The sequence below is a fragment of the Pseudomonas sp. B19125 genome (assembly GCF_044218855.1).
In the GTDB taxonomy this organism is placed as follows: domain Bacteria; phylum Pseudomonadota; class Gammaproteobacteria; order Pseudomonadales; family Pseudomonadaceae; genus Aquipseudomonas; species Aquipseudomonas edaphica.
Genome location: NZ_CP162589.1, coordinates 3,917,383 through 3,936,536 on the forward strand (window position 1 = coordinate 3,917,383; position 19,154 = coordinate 3,936,536).

The window sequence follows — 19,154 nt, forward strand, 5'->3', positions numbered from 1 at the left end:
GTGTTTACAGCAGGCCTCCGCCGTCGATATCAATTACCGCGCCGGTGACAAAGCCATTTTCCATGGCCAGTACATAACCCGCCGCCACTTCATCCGCCTGCCCGACTCGCCCCACTGGCAACGCCGTGCCGGCCTTGGCGAACATCGCCAGGCGTTGCTCGTCTGCCAACCCCGCATATGCCGGCGTGTCGATCACACCTGGGCTGATCACATTGACGCGCCGTGGTGCCAACTCTTTTGCGAGCTGCTTGCCCAGCGCTTCAGTCGCAGCATTGATACCCGTCTTGATGAACTGCCCCGCCATCAACTTACGGCCCAGTTGGCCCGAGGTCAGGCTGATGCTGCCGTGCTCTGCCAAAAATGGCAGCGCTTGCTGAATCGCACGCAATGCACCCCAGAGTTTCACGCTGAAATTGTCCTGGGCCTCGTCCAGATCGGTCTCGACCAGCGGTTTTGCCCGCACTGACGGGCCGGAGGTAAACACCAAGTGGTCAAAACGCCCGACCGTCTCGAACAAACGCTGCAAGGAGGCGCTGTCGGTGACGTCGACCGGTTCGCTGCGCACAGCGTTTTCGACACCCGAGGTCAAACGCCGCCCGGCCAGCACCACGTGTGCGCCACGGGCGCTGGCGGCCTTGGCCACGGCGGCACCGATGCCGCTGCTGCCGCCGATCACGATAACGGTTTTACCGCTGAGGGAAGATGTCATGGGGTTACTACCTGGCTAAAAAAGTGAGCGTTGATCTTCTCAGCTTGGCAATCGGCGAAAAATCCCGGTAAAACGACAAGATCTTTAAAGGATTTTTACAAATGAGCTCGACCCTGGACCTTGAAGTGTTCGTGCGCACCGCCGACACCGGCAGCCTGTCGGCGGCGGCGCGCAGCCTCAACCTCACCCCGGCGGCGGCAAGTATTGCGCTCAAGCGCCTGGAAACCCGGCTGGGCATCCGCTTGCTCGCCCGCTCGACGCGTAGCATGCGCCTGACCGAAGAAGGCCGGCGCTACCTCGACAGCGTGCGCGTAGCCCTCGAAGCGCTAGCCGAAGGCGAGCAGGCGATCAAGCAACAAGGCCAGAGCTTGAGTGGGTTATTGCAACTGGCAGCACCTTCGGACTTCGGCCGCAATGTACTGCTCGGCTGGCTGGATGAGTTCAAGCTTGCGCACCCGACGATCCGCCTGCAGCTACTGCTCAACGACAGTAACGCGGATCTGTTCCGCGACACCGTCGACATTGCCCTGCGCTTTGGTGTGCCGAGGGATTCCAGCCTGGTGGCGCTGCCCGTGGTACCCGGCCACCATCGTATCCCCTGCGCCAGCCCCGACTACCTGGCGCGCCACGGCACACCGCGCACGCCGGCCGACCTGGCGCAGCACAGTACATTGCGCTATATGCGCCGTGGGCAGGCAAACAGCACCTGGTACTTTCGCCAAGGCGCCTTGCTGCAGGAGGTAGAGGTGTCGGGCGATTACCTGAGCGATGACGGTGAAATCGTGCGGCGCTGGGCGCTGGCAGGCCACGGCATCGCCTATAAGGCCAACCTGGATATTGCCGGCGATATCAAGGCTGGGCGGTTGGTGCCGCTGCTGCCCGACTGGCAAGGCGAGCCCACGCCGTTCAACCTGATGTGCCCACATCGCCTGCAAGTGTCGGAACGGGTGAAAGTGCTGCATGGTTTTTTACAGCAGCGCTGCCAGACCTTGCTGAGTGTATGAAGAAACGCGCGCAGGGCTTGTTCCAGAGCCGTCGAGTCTGGTATTGCATGGGTAACGTTTCCCTGCCATGAGGAGCTTTGCATGATTTACCGCACATTGGGCCAGTCCGGGTTGAAGGTCAGCGCACTAACCCTGGGCACCATGATGTTTGGCGAGCAGACCAACACGGAAGACTCGCTGCGCATCATCGACAAGGCCTGGGACCAGGGCATCAATTTCATTGACACGGCCGACGTCTACACCGGTGGGCGCTCCGAGGAAATCGTCGGCGAGGCCATTGCCCGCCACCGTTCGGATTGGGTGCTGGCCACCAAAGTCGGCTTTGGCCCGGTGGACGGCCTGCCAAACCGCAGCGGCTTGAGCCGCAAGCGCATGTTCAATGCACTGGAAGCCAGCCTTAAGCGCCTGGACACCGACTACCTGGACATTTATTACCTGCACCGCGAGGACCACGACACGCCGCTGGAAGTCACCGTGTCGGCGATTGGCGACCTGATCCGCCAAGGCAAGATCCGCTATTGGGGCCTGTCCAACTACCGTGGTTGGCGTATCGCCGAAGTGATTCGCGTGGCCGAGCGTCTGGGGGTCGACCAGCCGATCATCAGCCAGCCGCTGTACAACATCGTCAACCGCCAGGCCGAGGTCGAGCAACTTACCGCTGCAGCCGCCTATGGCTTGGGCGTGGTGCCTTACAGCCCACTGGCCCGTGGCGTACTCAGTGGCAAATACGCCCCCGACGTGACACCCGAAGCCGGCAGCCGTGCGGCGCGCCAGGACAAGCGTATCCTGGAAACCGAATGGCGGGTGGAGTCATTGCGCATTGCCCAGCAGATTCAGCAATACACCCAAGGACGGAGTGTGGGAATGGTCGAGTTTGCAATTGCCTGGGTGCTGAACAACTCCGCGGTCAGTTCGGCGATTGTCGGGCCGCGTACCGAGGCGCAGTGGGATGCGTATACCGGGGCGCTGGCGGTGAAGATCACGGCAGAAGATGAGGCGTTTATTGACTCGCTGGTGACGCCAGGGCATTCGTCTACGCCGGGGTTTAATGACGTGAGCCATTTTGTGTCAGGGCGTATTAGTCGGTAGTCATACCCCGCCCACAGTCGCCAGTGTGGGCGGGTTTGTTGGTTACCGCGTTATAGTTTTATATCCGCTTTTACACCTAACCCATGGGCGGCTTCCCTGGCCTCTTCTTGTGTCACAGGTTGTTGTTTTAATATCTTCGCCAGCACGGCGGCGACAGATCTGTAAGTACCATAGCCAGGCACAAACCCCTGAGCGGCAGTCGCAAAGTTGGTAAGTATCGCGTTCATTTCACTTTTTGGCAGACCGAATACCCTGCCGATATCGTTGTTCTTATTCAAGAAAAGCAACACGGCATTGACGGGGTTATCCAGGCCGCGTTCGACGGTATCGGCAGTTGCTTTGTCGACTCCAAGCGCTTGCAGGAGCGTTGAGACCCCGGAAAATGGACTTTCTAGAAAATTGGCGAAGGCGTTGACCACAGAGTTCAGGTCACCATTGCCCCTGAAGACGAGCTCTCTTAGTTGTGGCAATGTGATGGGAACCAGTGGCAATTGACTATGGGCGCCATTTTTAAGGAAGTAAAAATTCCCCTTGTCACCCGAACCCAGCAAGTTGCCGTGAAAGTCGTACCGATAGACCACTTTCTCTCCATTGGGCCGCACGCCGCTAAAGGTCGGCCTGCCGTGATCGACCGATTCCAATTGCTGATTGACAAGCCCGTTGACAAACCTGATTGTCGTAGGGTTTTCACTGGTTCGATCCAAGTGCTCAAACACATTCCCTACGATCTGCTGGCCTGGTCCTATCAGCATATTGGGTGCGCTGCCTTGCGTTGCGGATGCACGCGCCTGTACTGCTGTTCTGACAGGGGAAGTCGCTGTCTTGTCGACAAAATGGGCAAGAAACGCGTTAAAGGCGTCAGTATTTTTCGGTAAACTTTTCAGAAAATCGTCGATTGCCTGATAACTGTTAAACTCATAACTTGATTTAAAGTCCTTCTCCGGCATCCACAATACAAAATTCACGGCGCCCTGCACGATCGGTTCGCGTTTGACAATAAAACTGTCCCTGGCCGAATAAGGACCCACGTTGAAGCAATAAGCACTGACGCGAGGTTGTTTAGAAGTATCTGGAGAGGCAACCGCGTCCAGTAATTCCTTACCGTCCGCCGTGAGTACGCCGCTGTTGTTATCTCTGGCGACCGACTCGAAAAAAGTCTTATAGGTTTCAAGTTTTTTCCAGGACGGTGTGTCACCTTTCGGAAACGCAACGCTTTCGCCGAACCTGCCTATAATGCCGGGCAAGCCGTTGAAGGTAGCAGGTGAAGAGCCATAATAGGGGGAAATGCCATGCATAGAGTGGACCTCATTATCTAATGTCTTAGTCTGCAACCCTCTGAACCACTCCTTGCCAGAGCCATGGTTATCATCACGCAATGATGACGCCCACCAAAGTCGCGCTTACTAACTTATTTCCATTAGTTGATGTTTTTTGCAGAGCATTAATAAGCCATGCAAAACTTTCCATGCAAAACCAAGCGCAGTCATGCTAGCCGCGAAAAGTCATACTTGTGTGGCACGGGGGTAGGAAGGTGTTCCATTAAAATGTTGTAATCGGCGTGACAAAGAGTGTCACGAACCCTATATTCCCCACCTAAGTTCCCCTTCTTCTGTAAAAATCAGCTTTCGCGAGGACAGTGTGTCTAAAGGTGTTGTTTTATCGGTCTTGGCCTCGGTGTTGTTTGCCGTGATGTATTACTTCACCTCGCTGCTCACGCCCTTGAGCGGCCTGGAGATTTTTGGTTGGCGCATGCTGCTGACCGTGCCGTGCATGACGGTGTTCATGATCGTCAGCGGTGAATGGCGGCGCGTGTGGGAGTTGCTGCGAATGCTGGCGGCCAGGCCGCGGCTGATCGGCGGCGTGGTGCTGTCGTCCGCCCTGCTGGGCGTACAGTTATGGCTGTTTATGTGGGCACCGTTGAACGGGCGCAGCCTGGATGTGTCGGTGGGGTATTTCCTGCTGCCACTGACTATGGTGCTGACCGGGCGCCTGGTCTACGGCGAACGCTTGTCGCGCTTGCAGCAGATCGCGGTATTTTTTGCCGCGCTCGGGGTGCTTAATGAGTTGTACCAGGCCGGTGGTTTTTCCTGGGCCACGTTGGTGGTAATCATTGGGTACCCGATCTACTTCGTGGTACGCAAATACCTGAGCACCGATCATCTGGGCGGCTTGTGGCTGGACATGGCGCTGATGCTGCCGGTGGCCTGGTGGTTTGTGCAGCATGGCGAACAAGGTTTTGCCGTGCTCGAGCTGCACCCCAAGCTCTATGCGTTGATTCCAATGCTGGGCTTGATCAGTGCCTCGGCGCTGGTGAGCTACATCATCGCCAGCCGCTTATTGGCCTTCAGCCTGTTCGGCTTGCTCAGCTATGTGGAGCCTGTGTTGCTACTGTTCGTGGCCTTGTTGCTGGGCGAAGGCATCAAGGGCGGCCAGTGGCTGACGTATATCCCGATCTGGCTGGCGGTGATGGTGCTGGTGTATGAAGGTTTCAAGCATCTGCTGCGTCAGCGCAAAGCCTGATGCGCAGGCAATAAAAAGCCCGGCCGGGGGTTAACCTCGGCCGGGCTTTTTTGTGCTTAGTCGGTGGTCAGTACACCACGACGCACCTGGTCACGCTCGATCGACTCGAACAGTGCCTTGAAGTTGCCCTCGCCAAACCCATCGTCGCCTTTGCGCTGGATGAATTCGAAGAACACCGGCCCCATCAGGGTTTCCGAGAAAATCTGTAGCAGCAGACGTTTGTCGCCCTCGATCGAGGAGCCGTCCAGCAGAATACCGCGCGCCTGCAGTTGGTCCACCGGCTCGCCGTGGTTTGGCAGGCGGCCTTCGAGCATTTCGTAGTAGGTGTCCGGCGGCGCAGTCATGAAGCGCATGCCGATCTTCTTCAGCGCATCCCAGGTCTTGACCAGGTCTTCGGTGAGGAACGCCACGTGCTGGATGCCCTCGCCGTTGAACTGCATCAGGAACTCTTCGATCTGGCCGGCGCCTTTGGACGATTCCTCGTTCAACGGGATGCGGATCATGCCGTCCGGGGCGCTCATGGCCTTGGACGTGAGGCCGGTGTATTCACCCTTGATATCGAAGTAGCGTGCTTCACGGAAGTTGAACAGTTTCTCGTAGAAGTTGGCCCAGTAGACCATGCGGCCGCGATACACATTGTGGGTCAGGTGGTCGATGACCTTGAGGCCTGCTCCTACCGGATTGCGGTCGACACCTTCGAGGTACACGAAGTCGATGTCATAAATCGAGCTGCCTTCACCGAAACGGTCGATCAGGTACAGCGGCGCACCGCCAATGCCTTTAATGGCTGGCAGGTTGAGTTCCATCGGGCCGGTTTCGATATGAATCGGCTGGGCGCCCAGTTCCAGCGCGCGGTTGTAGGCTTGCTGCGAGTCTTTGACGCGGAACGCCATGCCACACACCGACGGGCCGTGTTCGGCGGCAAAGTACGACGCCAGGCTGTCGGGCTGGTTGTTGAGGATCAGATTGATCTCGCCCTGGCGATACAGGTGCACATTCTTGGAGCGGTGGGTCGCGACTTTGGTGAAGCCCATGATCTCGAAGATCGGCTCCAGGGTGCCTGGAGTCGGCGATGCGAATTCAATAAATTCAAAGCCCATCAGGCCCATCGGGTTTTCGTATTGGTCGGCCATTTCGGCACCTCATCATTCTTGTAAGTAGCAAGCAGTCAATTACAGGCAAGGATGAGGTTGCAGGGTGGCGCGCACGAGAGGCCCCGCACGCTGCGGGCGAGGAAGTCACCAAAGATCAGGGGGGAGCCGAGTAGCTTCATGATTACATCAGTCTCTGACGGCCGAGGCTTGCGTGAGCGCAAGTCCATATTCTTGTATGCGTAAATCGATTCTACACAGCGTAACAGTATTTGTCCGCACTCTCATCAAATCCCTATTGCCCTGGGCTGCGCAAGGGGTTTGTTGCACAGATAGATGCCCAACAGGATCACCGCGCCACCCAGCGCCATGGGTAACGTCAGTTGTTCGCCGAGCAGCAGCGCGCCGCAGATCACCGCCGTCAGCGGGTTAAGCGCGATGAACACGCCCGCGCGGGTCGCGCCGATACGCCGGATGCCATCGTAATAGCCGATGTACGCCAGCGCGGAGCCGAGCACACCCAAATACAACAGGCTCACAACCTGCGACCAGTGCAGGCTGACGACCCCTTGTACGGTGAAGCGTCCGGTGAGCGCGGTGGCCAGTGTCAGCATCAGGGTGCCGAGCAATACTGACCACGTGACGGTTTGCAATGGCCCCAGGCTTTGATTCAACGCGCGGGAAAACAACGAGTAAATCCCCCACCCCAGCACACAGCCAAACACCAGCACGTCGCCCTGCCAGGTACTCGATGCACCTTGCAGCAGTTGCGGGTTACGACTGACGATCACCGCCGCAGCGCCAGCCAGGCACAACGCCATGCCCAGCACCTTGGCAGCGCCGAGGCGCTCTTTGAACAACCACCAGGAAGCCAGGCCGATCACGGCCGGATTCAACGCCACGATCAATGAAGCGCGCGAGGCATTGATGTACTGCAGGCCGTAGAAAAAACACAGGTTGTAGAAAAAGATCCCGAAAAAACCCAGCACTGCCAGACGTAGCAGTTGCCGGGGACGTGGCCGCGCCAGCGGGATGCGTGCACACAGCATAAACAGCAGCAGCGCCAGGCTGGCCAGGATAAACCGCAGGCTGGCGGCCAGCAGCGGGTCTACTTGATGGGCCAGGTAGCGCCCGGCGACAAAGGTGCCACCCCAGATCATGGTCACAGCGGCGAGCTTCAGGTAGGTGAGGCGATCAGATGAATGATGCATTAGCAGTTGCTCGACAGGTGGCAGGGTTGGCATATTCTTCGACTAATGTTCAGTAATCGTAAAATGAGCCTTTACTCATGACCTTGACCCAACTGGAAATTTTTTCACTGGTGGCCGAGCTGCAAGGTTTCACCAGTGCGGCGCACCGCCTGGGTATCAGCCAGTCGGCGGTGTCCCATGCGGTCAAGGCCTTGGAGCAGGAGCTGGGCGTGGAATTGTTTCGGCGCCACCAGACGTTGGTGGAGCTGAGCGATATCGGCGCGCAATTACTCGGGCGCGCCCGTGCCATGCTCGGCCTGGCCGCGACGTTACAGCAGGAAGCCGCCGACGCCCGTGGCATGAAGCGCGGCACCTTGCGCATCGGCTCCTTCGGCCCCACTGCGTCGGTGCGCTTGTTGCCGACAATCCTCAGCCATTTTCGGCAGGCCTACCCGGGCATTGAAGTGCATGTGGACGAGGGGCCAGACCGGCAAGTCATCCAGTGGCTGGACGAGCGGCGTGTCGACGTGGGTTTTGTGGTGCTCGCCGACACGCCAACAGACAGTGAGCGTTTCGACACCGTGGCGTTGTTCGAGGATCAGCTTGTCGTGTTGTTGCCGGCCACCCATGCGCTGGTTGCCAGCACATCAGTACCTTTGCAAGCTCTGTGTGACGATCCGTTCATTCTCACCGAAGCCGGCTCATCAGAGCTGGTGATGCGCTTGTTCAGCGACGCGCGTTTGCGGCCCAACGTGCGGTATCGCTGTGCCCAATTGCTCAGTACGCTGGAAGCCGTCAGCCGTGGCGACGGGTTGAGCATCGTGGCGCAGGCATCGTTGCCCGAACGTGTCGACAGTCGTTATGTGGCACGGCCATTATCACCGCCGGTGCCGCGCCGGATCGGCCTGGCGGTGTTGGACCGGCGCCAGGCCTCACCTGCTGCCCTTGCGTTCCTCACACTCGCGCAAGGGCTGCAACACACCGGCACTCACCGATAACTCATGGTGAACGAAGCCAACCCGTTGGCCGTACCGGGTCGGATCATTTTTTCGGTTTGCACATAACGAGCAGTCAAAGGGATCGTGATAGTGCCGTTGCTCGTACTTGTCACCCGCCATTGGTTCAGGTTGTCGACGGCTGAAGAGTCGGCGCCATAGTTGAGCACTGAGGGGCCACTCAACAGCTGTATTGCCACACCCTTGGCTGTCGAAGTACGCGTCAGCGACAACTGATTGCCGCGATTTGCGGGGTTAGTCTGGTCGGTCACCGTGACCCAGATATCCAGGCTACCACCGGTTCCCCCGGCACAGTCCAGCCTGATGTTATGGCTCACGCTTGCGGCGTAGCTGCCTACGCCCGTGAAATCACGGCTGGCCACAGGCCCCATCGGCATGACAACCGAAGGTGTCGAAACATGGCAGGTAGGCCGCAGCGGCGGCGCTATGACCGCGTTGCTCAGGCTTACCGAAGCGTAGCCCGGGCCTGAGGTCGTGACATTGGTCAGCGTGTAGTTGGCAAACGTTCGCGCAGTGATCGTGCCGGCCGAGACAGGACCGGTGGCCACCAGGTAGATCCGCCCCTGGAGCCCCCACCCATTGGGCCTGTTGTGTTTGACGGTTAATAACGCCGTGGTGCCGTGATGGAGTGGGTGAAAAGGCTGGCCGGGGTCCCTGGCCATCACCGCGAATCCCACTCCGGGCAGGTTGGTGGCGTAGACCGGCATCGAGAGGCCGGACGCACTGAACGTGATCCCCGTAGCCGGCGAATTGACTATGCTTATGTTCGCTGTCACGGGTTGTTCGATAGGCCAATCCTTGTATTGACAGCGCATTACATAGCCATTGCCACTATCGAAGTCGTAGCCGTTTGCCGCGCCCAGGGCCTGCCCGATCTGTACGTGGCCCTGCAAGGTGATGGGCGCAATCGAGACATTCAGGTTTGCCTGGGGCGAACAATCGCCAGCATTACCAAAGTGCGCTTGGGCAGGCATTGCGAAAGCCCAGCCGCTCAGCAGTGCGACGACGCCGGAAAACCTGATCGTGAAGCGTTGAGCACCGTTCATCGTGTGACTCATCAGGTGTTCTCCTCATAGCGACACTGGCTGACCAATTGATCTGTATTTTCCTGGCGGCGACCGGGTTCACGGGCAGGTAGATGGTAACGAATGAAACACCGCTCGCCCGCCGCCTCAGCCCACTGCACGGTCAGCCTGCCGTGGTCGGCAACCCCGCGTACAAAAGCCTTGCCCGCCTGGCCAACCACCCCGACTTCGTTGCCCTGCTCGTCAAATACCTGGGCTGCGAACGGCAGGGGTCTGCCGTTCGGGTGGGTGGCTTTGATCACTACCGCCCGGCCGCTGACGGTCTCGAATTTGACCAGCGATATTGCGCCCAGGGTCGGTACCACGGAACGGTTCGACTCCTTTAATTCCACGTCCATGGGCATGCCTTGCGGGTCGATGTCCACGGCGTTGGGCTGGTACGCCCGCAAAGAAGGCATGACCCCGTAACCCTGCTTGTCGATACGCACCCCGGAACCGCCGAGCTGCGCTCCCTGGGCATCCGGCGCATACACCAGCGCCGAAGCTTCACCGAGGTTTTGCGCCAGGGTGACGCCACCGCTGTGGGCGATCAGGCCGCCGTCGACGCTCATGGACACTTGCGCATTGCCCTGGCGCTGGCCATAACCGCCGCGCAGGTTGGCTGCGTTACTGCGATAGCCCGCGTAAGCGTTGAAGCTTGAGCCGCCGTGATCGCCGGTGCCGCGACTGCCGACCAACCCGTAATGGGTGTGCGCCGTATCCCCCAACAAACCATTGATGCCGACTTGTTGCTGACTGCCACGCGACTCACCTGCATCCCGCGACAGTGAACTGCTCAGGGTCGGTGCGCGCGTGCCCTCGCCCAATGGCATGGAGAGGCTCAGCACCCAGTGATTCTCAACGCGTTCGGTTCGCGTCGAGCGGCCGAAGAAAATATCCTCACCGCGTTCGCGGTCGCTCGCCCGATACAGCTCGCTGACTCTCGAACGCTGCGCCGAGAGGTTCCAACTCAGCGACTTCCAACTGGCCCCATAACTGGCGGTGAACGACGTCTGGCGCCCTTGCTGCCCGGCCCAGTAGTCAGTGGAGCTGCCATACAAACTCAGGGTGCCCTCCCCCAGCTGCTGGCTGATCGTCAGGTCCAGGCGGCTCTTTTGCCGGGCATAGCTGTCCAGGTTCCCACCATGACGGCCCAGGTCGCGCACATTCAATGCGTCCGGCAGGTTCAGGTAGCCATCGGTCGAGAAGCGATAGGCGCCGAGTGCAAAATGCGTTCCCGAAAACGGCACATTCTTGTTGTAGGCCAGGCCAAGGCTTTGTCCGCGGGCCAGGGCTTGCCCCTGCACCTGTGTGCGTGAGTGAGTAGTGTCCAAGGCGAATGCACCAACAGGCGTACTCATCGCCAGGCCCGCCTTGCCTTGGCTATAGCCCTGGGAAAGCGTGGCGCCGCCATAAACGGTGAGGTTATCGACTAGCCCATGTTGCAGCGTGCCTTGAAACACTGAAGCGTTGGCATCACTCACACCATGCTGCTGCACCCGGCCCACCGTTGCGCTGTAGTGTGTGGCGCGGTAACGCAACAGTTGCGGGGCCACCGAATAAGGCACGACAAAGGTGCTGCGTCGCCCGTCTACCTCGGTGACACTGACGTCGAGGTCGCCTCCGTAGCCCGTGGGGTAGAGATCATCGATCACAAAAGGCCCAGGCGCCACAGTGGTTTCGTAAAGGGTGTAGCCGTTCTGGCGCACCGTCACCGTGGCATTGCTGTCGGCAACGCCGCGCACCTGAGGCGCATAGCCTTGTTGCGACGGCGCAAGCATACGGTTATCCGTGGCCAGCGTAACGCCACGCACGCGCACGCCATCAAGGATCTGACCGCTGCTGAAACTGTCACCTACGGTCAGTTGCGACTGCCAGGCTGAAACGGCGCGTTGCAAGTAGGTGGCCGTGGCTTGATAAGGCAAGTGGCTGCTTCGCGAAGCCCAGGCTTGCCCGCCCTGGTGGCGCAACCGCCAGTCACCCAGGTTGACCCCGCCGTCGAGGCCAAGATAACTGCGGTCTTCACCCGCACCTGATGTCACCGCAGCGGCGCTGTAGGTGTAATTGAGCAGTGCGGCATCAACGCCCGCGTCCCATTGGGCGGGGTCAATGTAGTCGCGTGCGGAGCCATTGATGTAGACCTGCGGGATGCTGACATCCAGGGTCAGGGACTCGACATCGACATGGCTGCTGGCCATGGGCATCCATGCGGCGAAATCGCGACAATCCCCCTCGGCGCCTGCCTCGAACTTGCGCAGTACTACTCCGAGTTCGGCCAGTTGTTGCGCGCTCACACAGGGTTGCGCAGCGTCCTGTTTGTCCAGGTTTACGAAGGTGATCGGGCGACGGCCCAGCGATTGGCCGTTGAGTATCACGTCAACGCGATAAACCCCTGGCGTCAACACATTGCTGGTATTGAAGCGTGAGAGATCCGCCGGGCTGGACACACCGCTGGTAAAGGCCTCCAGGTCAAACAACAACGGGGCAGCCTCGGCCGATAACACAAGCGTGCTCAGCAGGCCGAACAACAGCACCAGCCGAGGGTGGGAAAACAGCCAGGCAGCGCCTTGGCAAAACGTGAATGGCAACAAGGCAGGCATAGTCAGAACTTCAGAGGAGCACGCTGCGGCGCGGAAAACGTGCCGTAGTCATTGATGTATTTGAAATGCACCCGGGCATCCGCAGGGATGGGCCGCACGGCCTTGTGCACCCTCAGGGTCAGGTTGCCGCCTGGCGGCACCATGCCCTCTTCCGCCGGCAGCAGCGGCGCGTCTTGCTGCGGGCCCATGGCCAACGCCACCTCGTTGAATGTCACGTGATAGGCCGATGGGTTGTGCACGTCCAGCAGCGTCCCCTGGGTACTGCGGCGCAAGGACCAGCGTAATTGCGTGTGCGCTTCGTTCGGGCTGCCAGGCAGATCGGCGGGGCGAAAAAACACTTTGGTACGGATACGAAAGGCGAATTGCAGGTGATTCGCCGGGCCAACCTCTGCATCGGCCTCGGTGTTGACCTTGGGCGGGATCTCCAGCGCATTCAGCCAAAACAACGATTCCCGATCAGCCGGCAGTGGCTCTTGGGTGTAGACCAGGCGCACGGCCTGGCTTTTCTGCGGGTTCAGGCGAAACACCGGCGGCGAAAGGCTGAAAGGCACCTCGCTGTTAGAAGGGTCTGACGCCGGGTCACCCTGATCCAGCCATACCTGGACCAGGCGCGGAGCCCGTTCGTCGTCGTTGGTCAGGCGCAAGGTGATTTCGCGACGCTGTTGCGGGTAAATGTGCCGCGTGCCATCGATCACTACACCGGCATGGGCAACGGATGGCCATCCGCTAACCATCGAAATGGCGAGCAGCAAGGCAATTGCGAACATGAGTCGGGCAAGCATGGGGCGGTCCTCCAAGGCGCTGTCCAGTGCCTGGCGAACCGCCAGGCTCCGGGCCTTGATCAGGGAAACGTGACGGAATACAGCACCTGCGTACTTACCGGGCCTGGGGTTGCGGCGCCGGTGGCGAAGTACTGCGCGGCGAACGGCAGCGACACCTCACCGTTGTCGGGGACTTTTGCGCTGCTCGAATTGAGTGCCAGGCGCAGGTCCATAGGCTTTTGGGTAGTGCCGTCGACAATCTGCACCTCAACCAGGCTGGCAGGCACTGGTTTGGCCGGCGCTTGATTCTTCAAGTTGCCGGTAGCCGGGTTGATCGCCGGGCTGCTGCTCTCGAACAACACCGCCACCGTCGTATCCTTGGGGCACGCACCCACACGCACAACAAATGGGGTGGTGCCGGCCGTCTGGCCTTTTGCCTTGAGCGCGCTGGCCTGGACCTTGTTGAGCACAACGGCGAAGTTCGGGCTGGCGCCAGGCGCGGAGCCTGCCCCGCCACTGATACTGCAGGTGGTGCCGGTGATTTCACCGGTCAGGCTGATGGTACCGTCTGCGGCAAAAGCAGGCAGCGCGGCGACGCCGGTAGCAGCCAGGAAAGCAGCGGCCAATCGGATGTTGTTCATTGCAGGTAATTCCTTATCAAGTAGCGTTAACGGGTTACGAAACGAATTTCAACAATTGAAAGACGAGGGTCGACCGTCCCGCCAGAAGTGGGCTGAAACGGCTGAGAGAGAGGCTGGAAGGGTCGGTGCTCCGAAGTCTCTTACTTTTTGCAACGATGTTTATCTTGCCAAGTTGAGACAATCGCAACAACTGACCGAACGGCTAGGTCAATTCGCGCCAAACAAGTGAGCGGCACTGCGCAATGCCAACTATCATCGGCACACACCCGTCTTTTTATTCTGTTATTGGCTGCCTCTATGCCCCTCACTGCCAAAGGCCCCCGAAGCCGAACTGCACGCGCGCTCATCAGCAGTGTCTGCGGCCTGGTTCCCGTTTTATTGGGGGTTGTGATTCTTCATTGGCAAGCCGAACGCACCCTTGAGCAAAGCACCGCCCAAACCGCGCTGGAGGCTGTGCGCCAATTCGATTTAATGCTCGACAACACCGCCCTCGCCGCCCAGGCATTGCTGCCGCTGGCCGGCCAACCGTGCGACAACGGCGCGCAACTGGCACTGCGCGAACAGGTCACGCGGCGCCCCTTTGTGCGGGCAACGACCTTGTCCTGGCAAAAAAACATCTATTGCAGCTCGTTGTTCGGCGGCAGCTACCAGTCACCGGTCAACCCGGACGATTACGTAGCGGGCACGCTGTGGTTGATGAACGGCAACCCGGTAACGCCCGATACCGCGTTGTTGGTTTACCGCCTGGTCGATGGCGATAAAGCCGCGTTTGCCTCGGTTGACGGCTATCACCTGACCAACGCCTTGCGCCTGATCAGCCGCTACGCACACCTGATCCTGCAAGTGGGAGCCAACTGGCTGGACGCTGACGGCAAGGTGCACACCACTGCAATGCCGCAGTTTGCAGTGGCCCATCAGCACCTGAACTCCGAGCGTTACCCGTACAGCGTCGATGCCGGCATGCCTGTCGGTGAGGTCTGGCGGTACATGGAGGCGCGCTACCCGGCGCTGTTCAGTCTGCTGGTGTTCTTTGGTGTGCTGGCGGGCGTGTTGGCGCACTGGCTGCAAAAGCGCTCGTCCGCGCCGACCCATGAGTTGCAGCGGGCATTGGGGGCCAATGAATTCATTCCGTATTTCCAGCCAGTGGTGCGTGGCGACACCCGCGAATGGGCCGGCTGTGAAGTATTGATGCGCTGGCGGCACCCGAAGGAAGGCTTGGTTCGCCCTGACCTGTTTATACCGTTGGCCGAACATTCGGGCCTGATCGTGCCGATGACCCGCTCGTTGCTACGCCAGACCGCTGCGCAACTGGCCCCGCATGCCGGGCGCTTCACCCCGGGCTTCCATATCGGCGTGAACATCACCGCCAGTCACTGCCAGGACCTCGACCTGGTGCAGGACTGCCGGGAGTTTCTCGCTGCGTTCGCCCCCGGCCAGGTGACGCTGGTACTGGAGTTGACCGAACGTGAACTGATTCAGCCTACCGACACCACCGCCCGCCTGTTCGACGCCCTGCATCAACTGGGGGTGATGATCGCGATTGATGACTTCGGAACCGGCCACTCCAGCCTGGGTTACTTACGCAACTTCAACGTCGACTACTTGAAAATCGATCAAAGTTTTGTCGCCATGATTGGCGCCGATGCACTCTCACGGCATATTCTGGACAGCATCATAGAACTCAGCGGCAAGCTGGACCTGGGTATTGTCGCCGAGGGCGTGGAAACAGCAGAGCAATGCGAATACCTGGCGGCCCAAGGTGTGGATTTCCTGCAGGGCTACCTGTTCGGCCGGCCGTTGCCCTGTGAGGAATTCATTAAGTCGCTGAGCAGCCATTGAATAGCCATCTAGTGCGCTGGATGAAATAATCTTATTTAGGTAACGCCGTGATTTACTCGCGCGGCATTAACTACTACAATTTTTCCTGCCTGTGCTGAACTCGCAGAAAGGCCTCTTTCTTTGAGTTACCTTAAAGCTCCTGGCTTACACGCTTTATCTGCAGTTGATATCAGCCAACTACACTATTGGAGTACAGATTTTGTCCAGACTCGCCGAATTTCGCGCAGCAGAAAAAGCCCTTCAAGAACAGCTGGCTCAGCTGGAATCCTTGAAGAACGACGCCGGCCTGAAAAAAGAAATCGAATTCGAAGAAAAGCTGCAAGGGCTGATGAAGCACTACGGCAAAAGCCTGCGCGACATCATCTCGATCCTTGATCCTAACCCTGGCAAAGCCAGCGCTGCTGCCGCCGCACCAAAACAGCGCCGCGCACGTGTGGTCAAGGTTTACCACAACCCACACACCGGCGAACTGATCGAAACCAAAGGCGGCAACCACCGCGGCCTGAAAGCCTGGAAAGAACAGTATGGCGCTGCCACAGTAGATTCCTGGTTGCGCGGCTGATCAAAAGACGCTGCAAAAACCCCGCTGATGCGGGGTTTTTTTTTGCTTCGAAAACGAACTTAATCAAGTGTTCACTTTGTTCAAAAACGAGTGAGATAACCCGTTCAAAGTTTAAGGCTATCACGCACTGAACTGACTTCAGCCTTACTGGCTTCATAGGCCTCGGCCTGACCGGCGAAGGAAAAGACATAGGCTTTATCGCTATCAACTGCGCCGACCAATGTTTGTGACAATATGTGCCGACCGTTCTCGGTAATCAAGCAAGTAGTTTCCAGCGCTTCAAGACGGCTCAATGTGCTGGTGTGCATTTTGGTGCACACGCTTTGATAACCGCTGCCGGCAAAATCCTTCTGGATGGATTTGCGCATTTCCAGCAGTACGCCTTGAAGATTAACTTTATGGCCCGCCTCAATCGGTGTACCGGTCAACTCCATGACCATCAAGGTGTTGCCGTTTTCATCATTCTTGATTGCGCGTTGGCGGGACACCGCCTGAGGTTTTACCGGCGCTTCGTCGTCGGGCACTACTTCCTCGACTTGCCAGCCGCTGGGCCAATGAATTTCCGGGTCGGCCGCCAACACAAAGGGGCTGCCCAGCAACACACATACAGCGCTCAACAACGGCTTACGAAATTCAATCATCAAGAAAACACCCAAGGTTCAAGCGTCGAAGTTTGAGCCTGACACCCTTGGCTCGCAAGGGCTGAGTAACCTTTTTCATTTGGCTCGGCCGGCAACGCTTGCGTATCATGGCGGTGCGGCACGGATGCCGGCCGCAAGCCAAGGGACCACTCAAGTCACGAGTCGCGTTTGCCCCATTTTTTCTGGAGGGCCCATGAGCCTGCACGATCTGAACACTTTCCCGGGCGTCACCGCCCAACCTGACACCGCCACGTCGAACTTCGTGTTCAACCACACCATGCTGCGGGTCAAGGACATCACCAAATCGCTGGACTTCTACACCCGCGTATTGGGCTTTTCCCTGGTTGAAAAGCGTGACTTCCCGGAAGCCGAATTCAGCCTCTACTTTCTGGCCCTGGTGGACAAGGCCCAGATTCCAGCCGACGCCGCCGCGCGCACGCAGTGGATGAAGTCGATCCCTGGCATCCTCGAACTGACCCACAACCACGGCACCGAAAACGACGCCGACTTTGCTTACCACAACGGCAATACTGACCCGCGTGGCTTTGGCCATATCTGCATTTCGGTGCCGGATATTGTCGCCGCTTGCGAGCGTTTTGAAGCCTTGGGCTGTGATTTCCAGAAGCGCCTGAGCGATGGCCGCATGAAAAGCCTGGCGTTCATCAAAGACCCGGATGCTTACTGGGTTGAGATTATTCAGCCGGCGCCGCTGTAAGCGTTCTGCGTGACGCGGAGCGTCACCGGATGCATTCCCACGTAGAACGTGGGAACGAGAAAACCCCATGATCACTCATGGGGTTTTTTATTTTCGCAGCCGGATTTAAGCGGGTGCCGAGGTACGGATCAGGTGATCAAAAGCACTCAGCGAAGCCTTCGCGCCCTCGCCTACCGCAATCACGATCTGCTTGTACGGCACGGTCGTCACGTCACCGGCAGCAAACACGCCCGGCAGTGAAGTTTCGCCACGCGCATCGACGATGATCTCGCCGCGCGGGGTCAATTCCACCGTGCCCTTGAGCCAGTCGGTGTTGGGCAACAAGCCGATCTGAACAAAGATGCCTTCCAGGTCGATGGTCTTGAACTCGCCGCTGTCACGATCCTTGTACGCCAGACCGGTGACCTTCTGGCCATCGCCTTTGACTTCACTGGTCAATGCGCTGGTGATCACGTCCACGTTCGGCAGGCTGTAGAGCTTGCGCTGCAACACGGCATCGGCGCGCAACTTGCTGTCGAACTCGAGCAAGGTCACGTGGCTGACGATACCGGCCAGGTCAATGGCTGCTTCAACGCCGGAGTTACCACCGCCGATCACTGCCACACGCTTGCCTTTGAACAACGGGCCGTCGCAATGCGGGCAGAAGCACACGCCGCGGGCCTTGTATTCCTGCTCGCCCGGCACACCCATCTCGCGCCAGCGGGCACCGGTGGCCAGAATCACGGTTTTGGACTTGAGGGTCGCACCGCTTTCAAAGCGAATTTCGTGCAAGTCACCGGCATTTTTTGCCGGGATCAGGCGGCTGGCACGCTGCAGGTTCATGATGTCCACGTCGTACTGACGCACATGCGCCTCCAGGGCGCTGGCCAGTTTCGGCCCTTCGGTCTCCTGCACGGAGATGAAGTTCTCGATGGACATAGTGTCCAGCACCTGGCCGCCGAAACGCTCAGCTGCCACGCCGGTGCGAATACCTTTGCGTGCGGCGTAGATAGCTGCGGCAGAACCGGCTGGGCCACCACCGACCACCAACACATCAAAGGCCTCTTTGGCGCTGATTTTCTCGGCGGCCTTTTCGATACCGCTGGTGTCGAGCTTGGCGAGGATCTCTTCCAGGCCCATGCGGCCCTGGCCAAAGTTCACACCATTGAGGTACACACTGGGCACTGCCATGACCTGGCGTTCATCGACCTCAGCCTGGAACAGCGCGCCGTCGATGGCGACGTGGTGGATGTTCGGGTTAAGCACGGCCATCAGGTTCAGCGCCTGAACCACGTCAGGGCAGTTCTGGCACGACAGCGAGAAGTAGGTCTCGAAGCTGAACTCGCCTTTCAAGGCACGAATCTGTTCAATCACTTCGACACTGGCCTTCGACGGGTGGCCACCGACTTGCAGCAGGGCCAGCACCAGCGAAGTGAATTCATGGCCCATGGGGATGCCGGCAAAACGCAGGCTGATATCGGCACCCGGGCGGTTGATAGAGAACGACGGCTTGCGCGCATCATTGCCATCGGTTTTGAGGGTAATCAGCGTGGTGAGGCTGGTTACGTCCTGCAACAGGGCAAGCATTTCCTGGGATTTCGCGCCGTCGTCGAGGGAGGCGACGATCTCGATCGGCTGGGTGACCCGTTCCAGGTATGACTTCAACTGAGCTTTAAGATTGGCGTCCAACATACGGGCGATTTCCTGTTAATTCGGTTTATTGCAGACAAAAA

17 protein-coding genes are annotated in these 19,154 nt (G+C 58.9%); 7 read left to right on the plus strand and 10 right to left on the minus strand.

Annotated features, from left to right (window positions below; genetic code table 11):
• Window positions 1-4: 4 nt before the first annotated feature.
• A complete protein-coding gene (locus AB4P96_RS17695; RefSeq protein WP_099549855.1) occupies window positions 5-709 on the minus strand; it encodes an SDR family oxidoreductase in 705 nt (234 codons plus the stop codon).
• Between the two features lie 101 nt (window positions 710-810).
• Between AB4P96_RS17695 and AB4P96_RS17700 the strand changes: the two genes are divergently transcribed.
• Window positions 811-1,713: a LysR family transcriptional regulator gene (locus AB4P96_RS17700; protein WP_138451283.1), complete on the plus strand. Its 903-nt coding sequence runs from the start codon at window positions 811-813 to the stop codon at window positions 1,711-1,713.
• 81 nt (window positions 1,714-1,794) lie between these two features.
• On the plus strand, window positions 1,795-2,802 hold the full coding sequence (locus tag AB4P96_RS17705; protein ID WP_017135511.1) for an aldo/keto reductase: 1,008 nt from the start codon (window positions 1,795-1,797) through the stop codon (window positions 2,800-2,802).
• A gap of 50 nt (window positions 2,803-2,852) precedes the next feature.
• Here the strand turns inward: AB4P96_RS17705 and AB4P96_RS17710 are convergent, their stop codons facing one another.
• On the minus strand, window positions 2,853-4,097 hold the full coding sequence (locus AB4P96_RS17710; RefSeq protein ID WP_177034631.1) for a hypothetical protein: 1,245 nt from the start codon (window positions 4,095-4,097) through the stop codon (window positions 2,853-2,855).
• Between the two features lie 343 nt (window positions 4,098-4,440).
• Between AB4P96_RS17710 and rarD the strand changes: the two genes are divergently transcribed.
• Window positions 4,441-5,322 (plus strand): EamA family transporter RarD, encoded by an 882-nt coding sequence (gene rarD, locus AB4P96_RS17715; protein ID WP_017135509.1) that lies wholly within the window; start codon window positions 4,441-4,443, stop codon window positions 5,320-5,322.
• 56 nt (window positions 5,323-5,378) lie between these two features.
• Here the strand turns inward: rarD and hppD are convergent, their stop codons facing one another.
• Complete coding sequence (hppD, locus tag AB4P96_RS17720) at window positions 5,379-6,455, minus strand: 4-hydroxyphenylpyruvate dioxygenase (protein WP_017135508.1); 1,077 nt, start codon at window positions 6,453-6,455, stop codon at window positions 5,379-5,381.
• A 245-nt stretch (window positions 6,456-6,700) separates the two neighbouring features.
• A complete protein-coding gene (locus tag AB4P96_RS17725; protein ID WP_099549859.1) occupies window positions 6,701-7,624 on the minus strand; it encodes a DMT family transporter in 924 nt (307 codons plus the stop codon).
• A gap of 77 nt (window positions 7,625-7,701) precedes the next feature.
• Here AB4P96_RS17725 and AB4P96_RS17730 point away from each other — a divergent pair, with 77 nt between their 5' ends.
• Window positions 7,702-8,601, plus strand: a complete 900-nt coding sequence (locus AB4P96_RS17730; protein ID WP_017135506.1) for a LysR family transcriptional regulator — start codon at window positions 7,702-7,704, stop codon at window positions 8,599-8,601.
• Here the strand turns inward: AB4P96_RS17730 and AB4P96_RS17735 are convergent.
• Genes AB4P96_RS17735 through AB4P96_RS17750 form a run of 4 tightly spaced genes read right to left on the minus strand, consistent with a single transcriptional unit; the run spans window position 8,592 to window position 13,685 of the window.
• Window positions 8,592-9,677 carry a fimbrial protein gene (locus AB4P96_RS17735; protein WP_099549860.1) on the minus strand — a complete coding sequence of 362 codons (1,086 nt, stop codon included), beginning with the start codon at window positions 9,675-9,677 and terminating at the stop codon, window positions 8,592-8,594. The genes AB4P96_RS17730 and AB4P96_RS17735 overlap by 10 nt on opposite strands.
• Window positions 9,677-12,283 (minus strand): fimbria/pilus outer membrane usher protein, encoded by a 2,607-nt coding sequence (locus AB4P96_RS17740; protein ID WP_395599873.1) that lies wholly within the window; start codon window positions 12,281-12,283, stop codon window positions 9,677-9,679. The genes AB4P96_RS17735 and AB4P96_RS17740 overlap by 1 nt, the downstream gene beginning before the upstream one ends.
• A gap of 2 nt (window positions 12,284-12,285) precedes the next feature.
• A complete protein-coding gene (locus tag AB4P96_RS17745; protein ID WP_017135503.1) occupies window positions 12,286-13,065 on the minus strand; it encodes a molecular chaperone in 780 nt (259 codons plus the stop codon).
• A gap of 59 nt (window positions 13,066-13,124) precedes the next feature.
• A complete protein-coding gene (locus AB4P96_RS17750; RefSeq protein ID WP_099549862.1) occupies window positions 13,125-13,685 on the minus strand; it encodes a fimbrial protein in 561 nt (186 codons plus the stop codon).
• Window positions 13,686-13,982: 297 nt separating this feature from the next.
• Here AB4P96_RS17750 and AB4P96_RS17755 point away from each other — a divergent pair, with 297 nt between their 5' ends.
• Together AB4P96_RS17755 and AB4P96_RS17760 are read left to right on the plus strand one after the other, a co-directional pair.
• Entirely contained in the window at window positions 13,983-15,524 is a 1,542-nt protein-coding gene (locus tag AB4P96_RS17755; RefSeq protein WP_017135501.1) for an EAL domain-containing protein, read from the plus strand.
• 199 nt (window positions 15,525-15,723) lie between these two features.
• Window positions 15,724-16,086 (plus strand): histone-like nucleoid-structuring protein, MvaT/MvaU family, encoded by a 363-nt coding sequence (locus AB4P96_RS17760; protein ID WP_017135500.1) that lies wholly within the window; start codon window positions 15,724-15,726, stop codon window positions 16,084-16,086.
• A 104-nt stretch (window positions 16,087-16,190) separates the two neighbouring features.
• Here the strand turns inward: AB4P96_RS17760 and AB4P96_RS17765 are convergent, their stop codons facing one another.
• On the minus strand, window positions 16,191-16,727 hold the full coding sequence (locus AB4P96_RS17765) for a DUF4946 domain-containing protein (RefSeq protein ID WP_395600986.1): 537 nt from the start codon (window positions 16,725-16,727) through the stop codon (window positions 16,191-16,193).
• A gap of 193 nt (window positions 16,728-16,920) precedes the next feature.
• Between AB4P96_RS17765 and gloA the strand changes: the two genes are divergently transcribed.
• The gene (gene gloA, locus AB4P96_RS17770) at window positions 16,921-17,442 is read left to right on the plus strand and encodes a lactoylglutathione lyase (protein ID WP_017135498.1); all 522 of its coding nucleotides are present in this window, start codon (window positions 16,921-16,923) and stop codon (window positions 17,440-17,442) included.
• Window positions 17,443-17,547: 105 nt separating this feature from the next.
• On the opposite strand, the gene ahpF is transcribed toward gloA, so the two are convergent.
• Window positions 17,548-19,113 carry an alkyl hydroperoxide reductase subunit F gene (gene ahpF, locus AB4P96_RS17775; protein ID WP_099549863.1) on the minus strand — a complete coding sequence of 522 codons (1,566 nt, stop codon included), beginning with the start codon at window positions 19,111-19,113 and terminating at the stop codon, window positions 17,548-17,550.
• Window positions 19,114-19,154 lie beyond the last annotated feature (41 nt).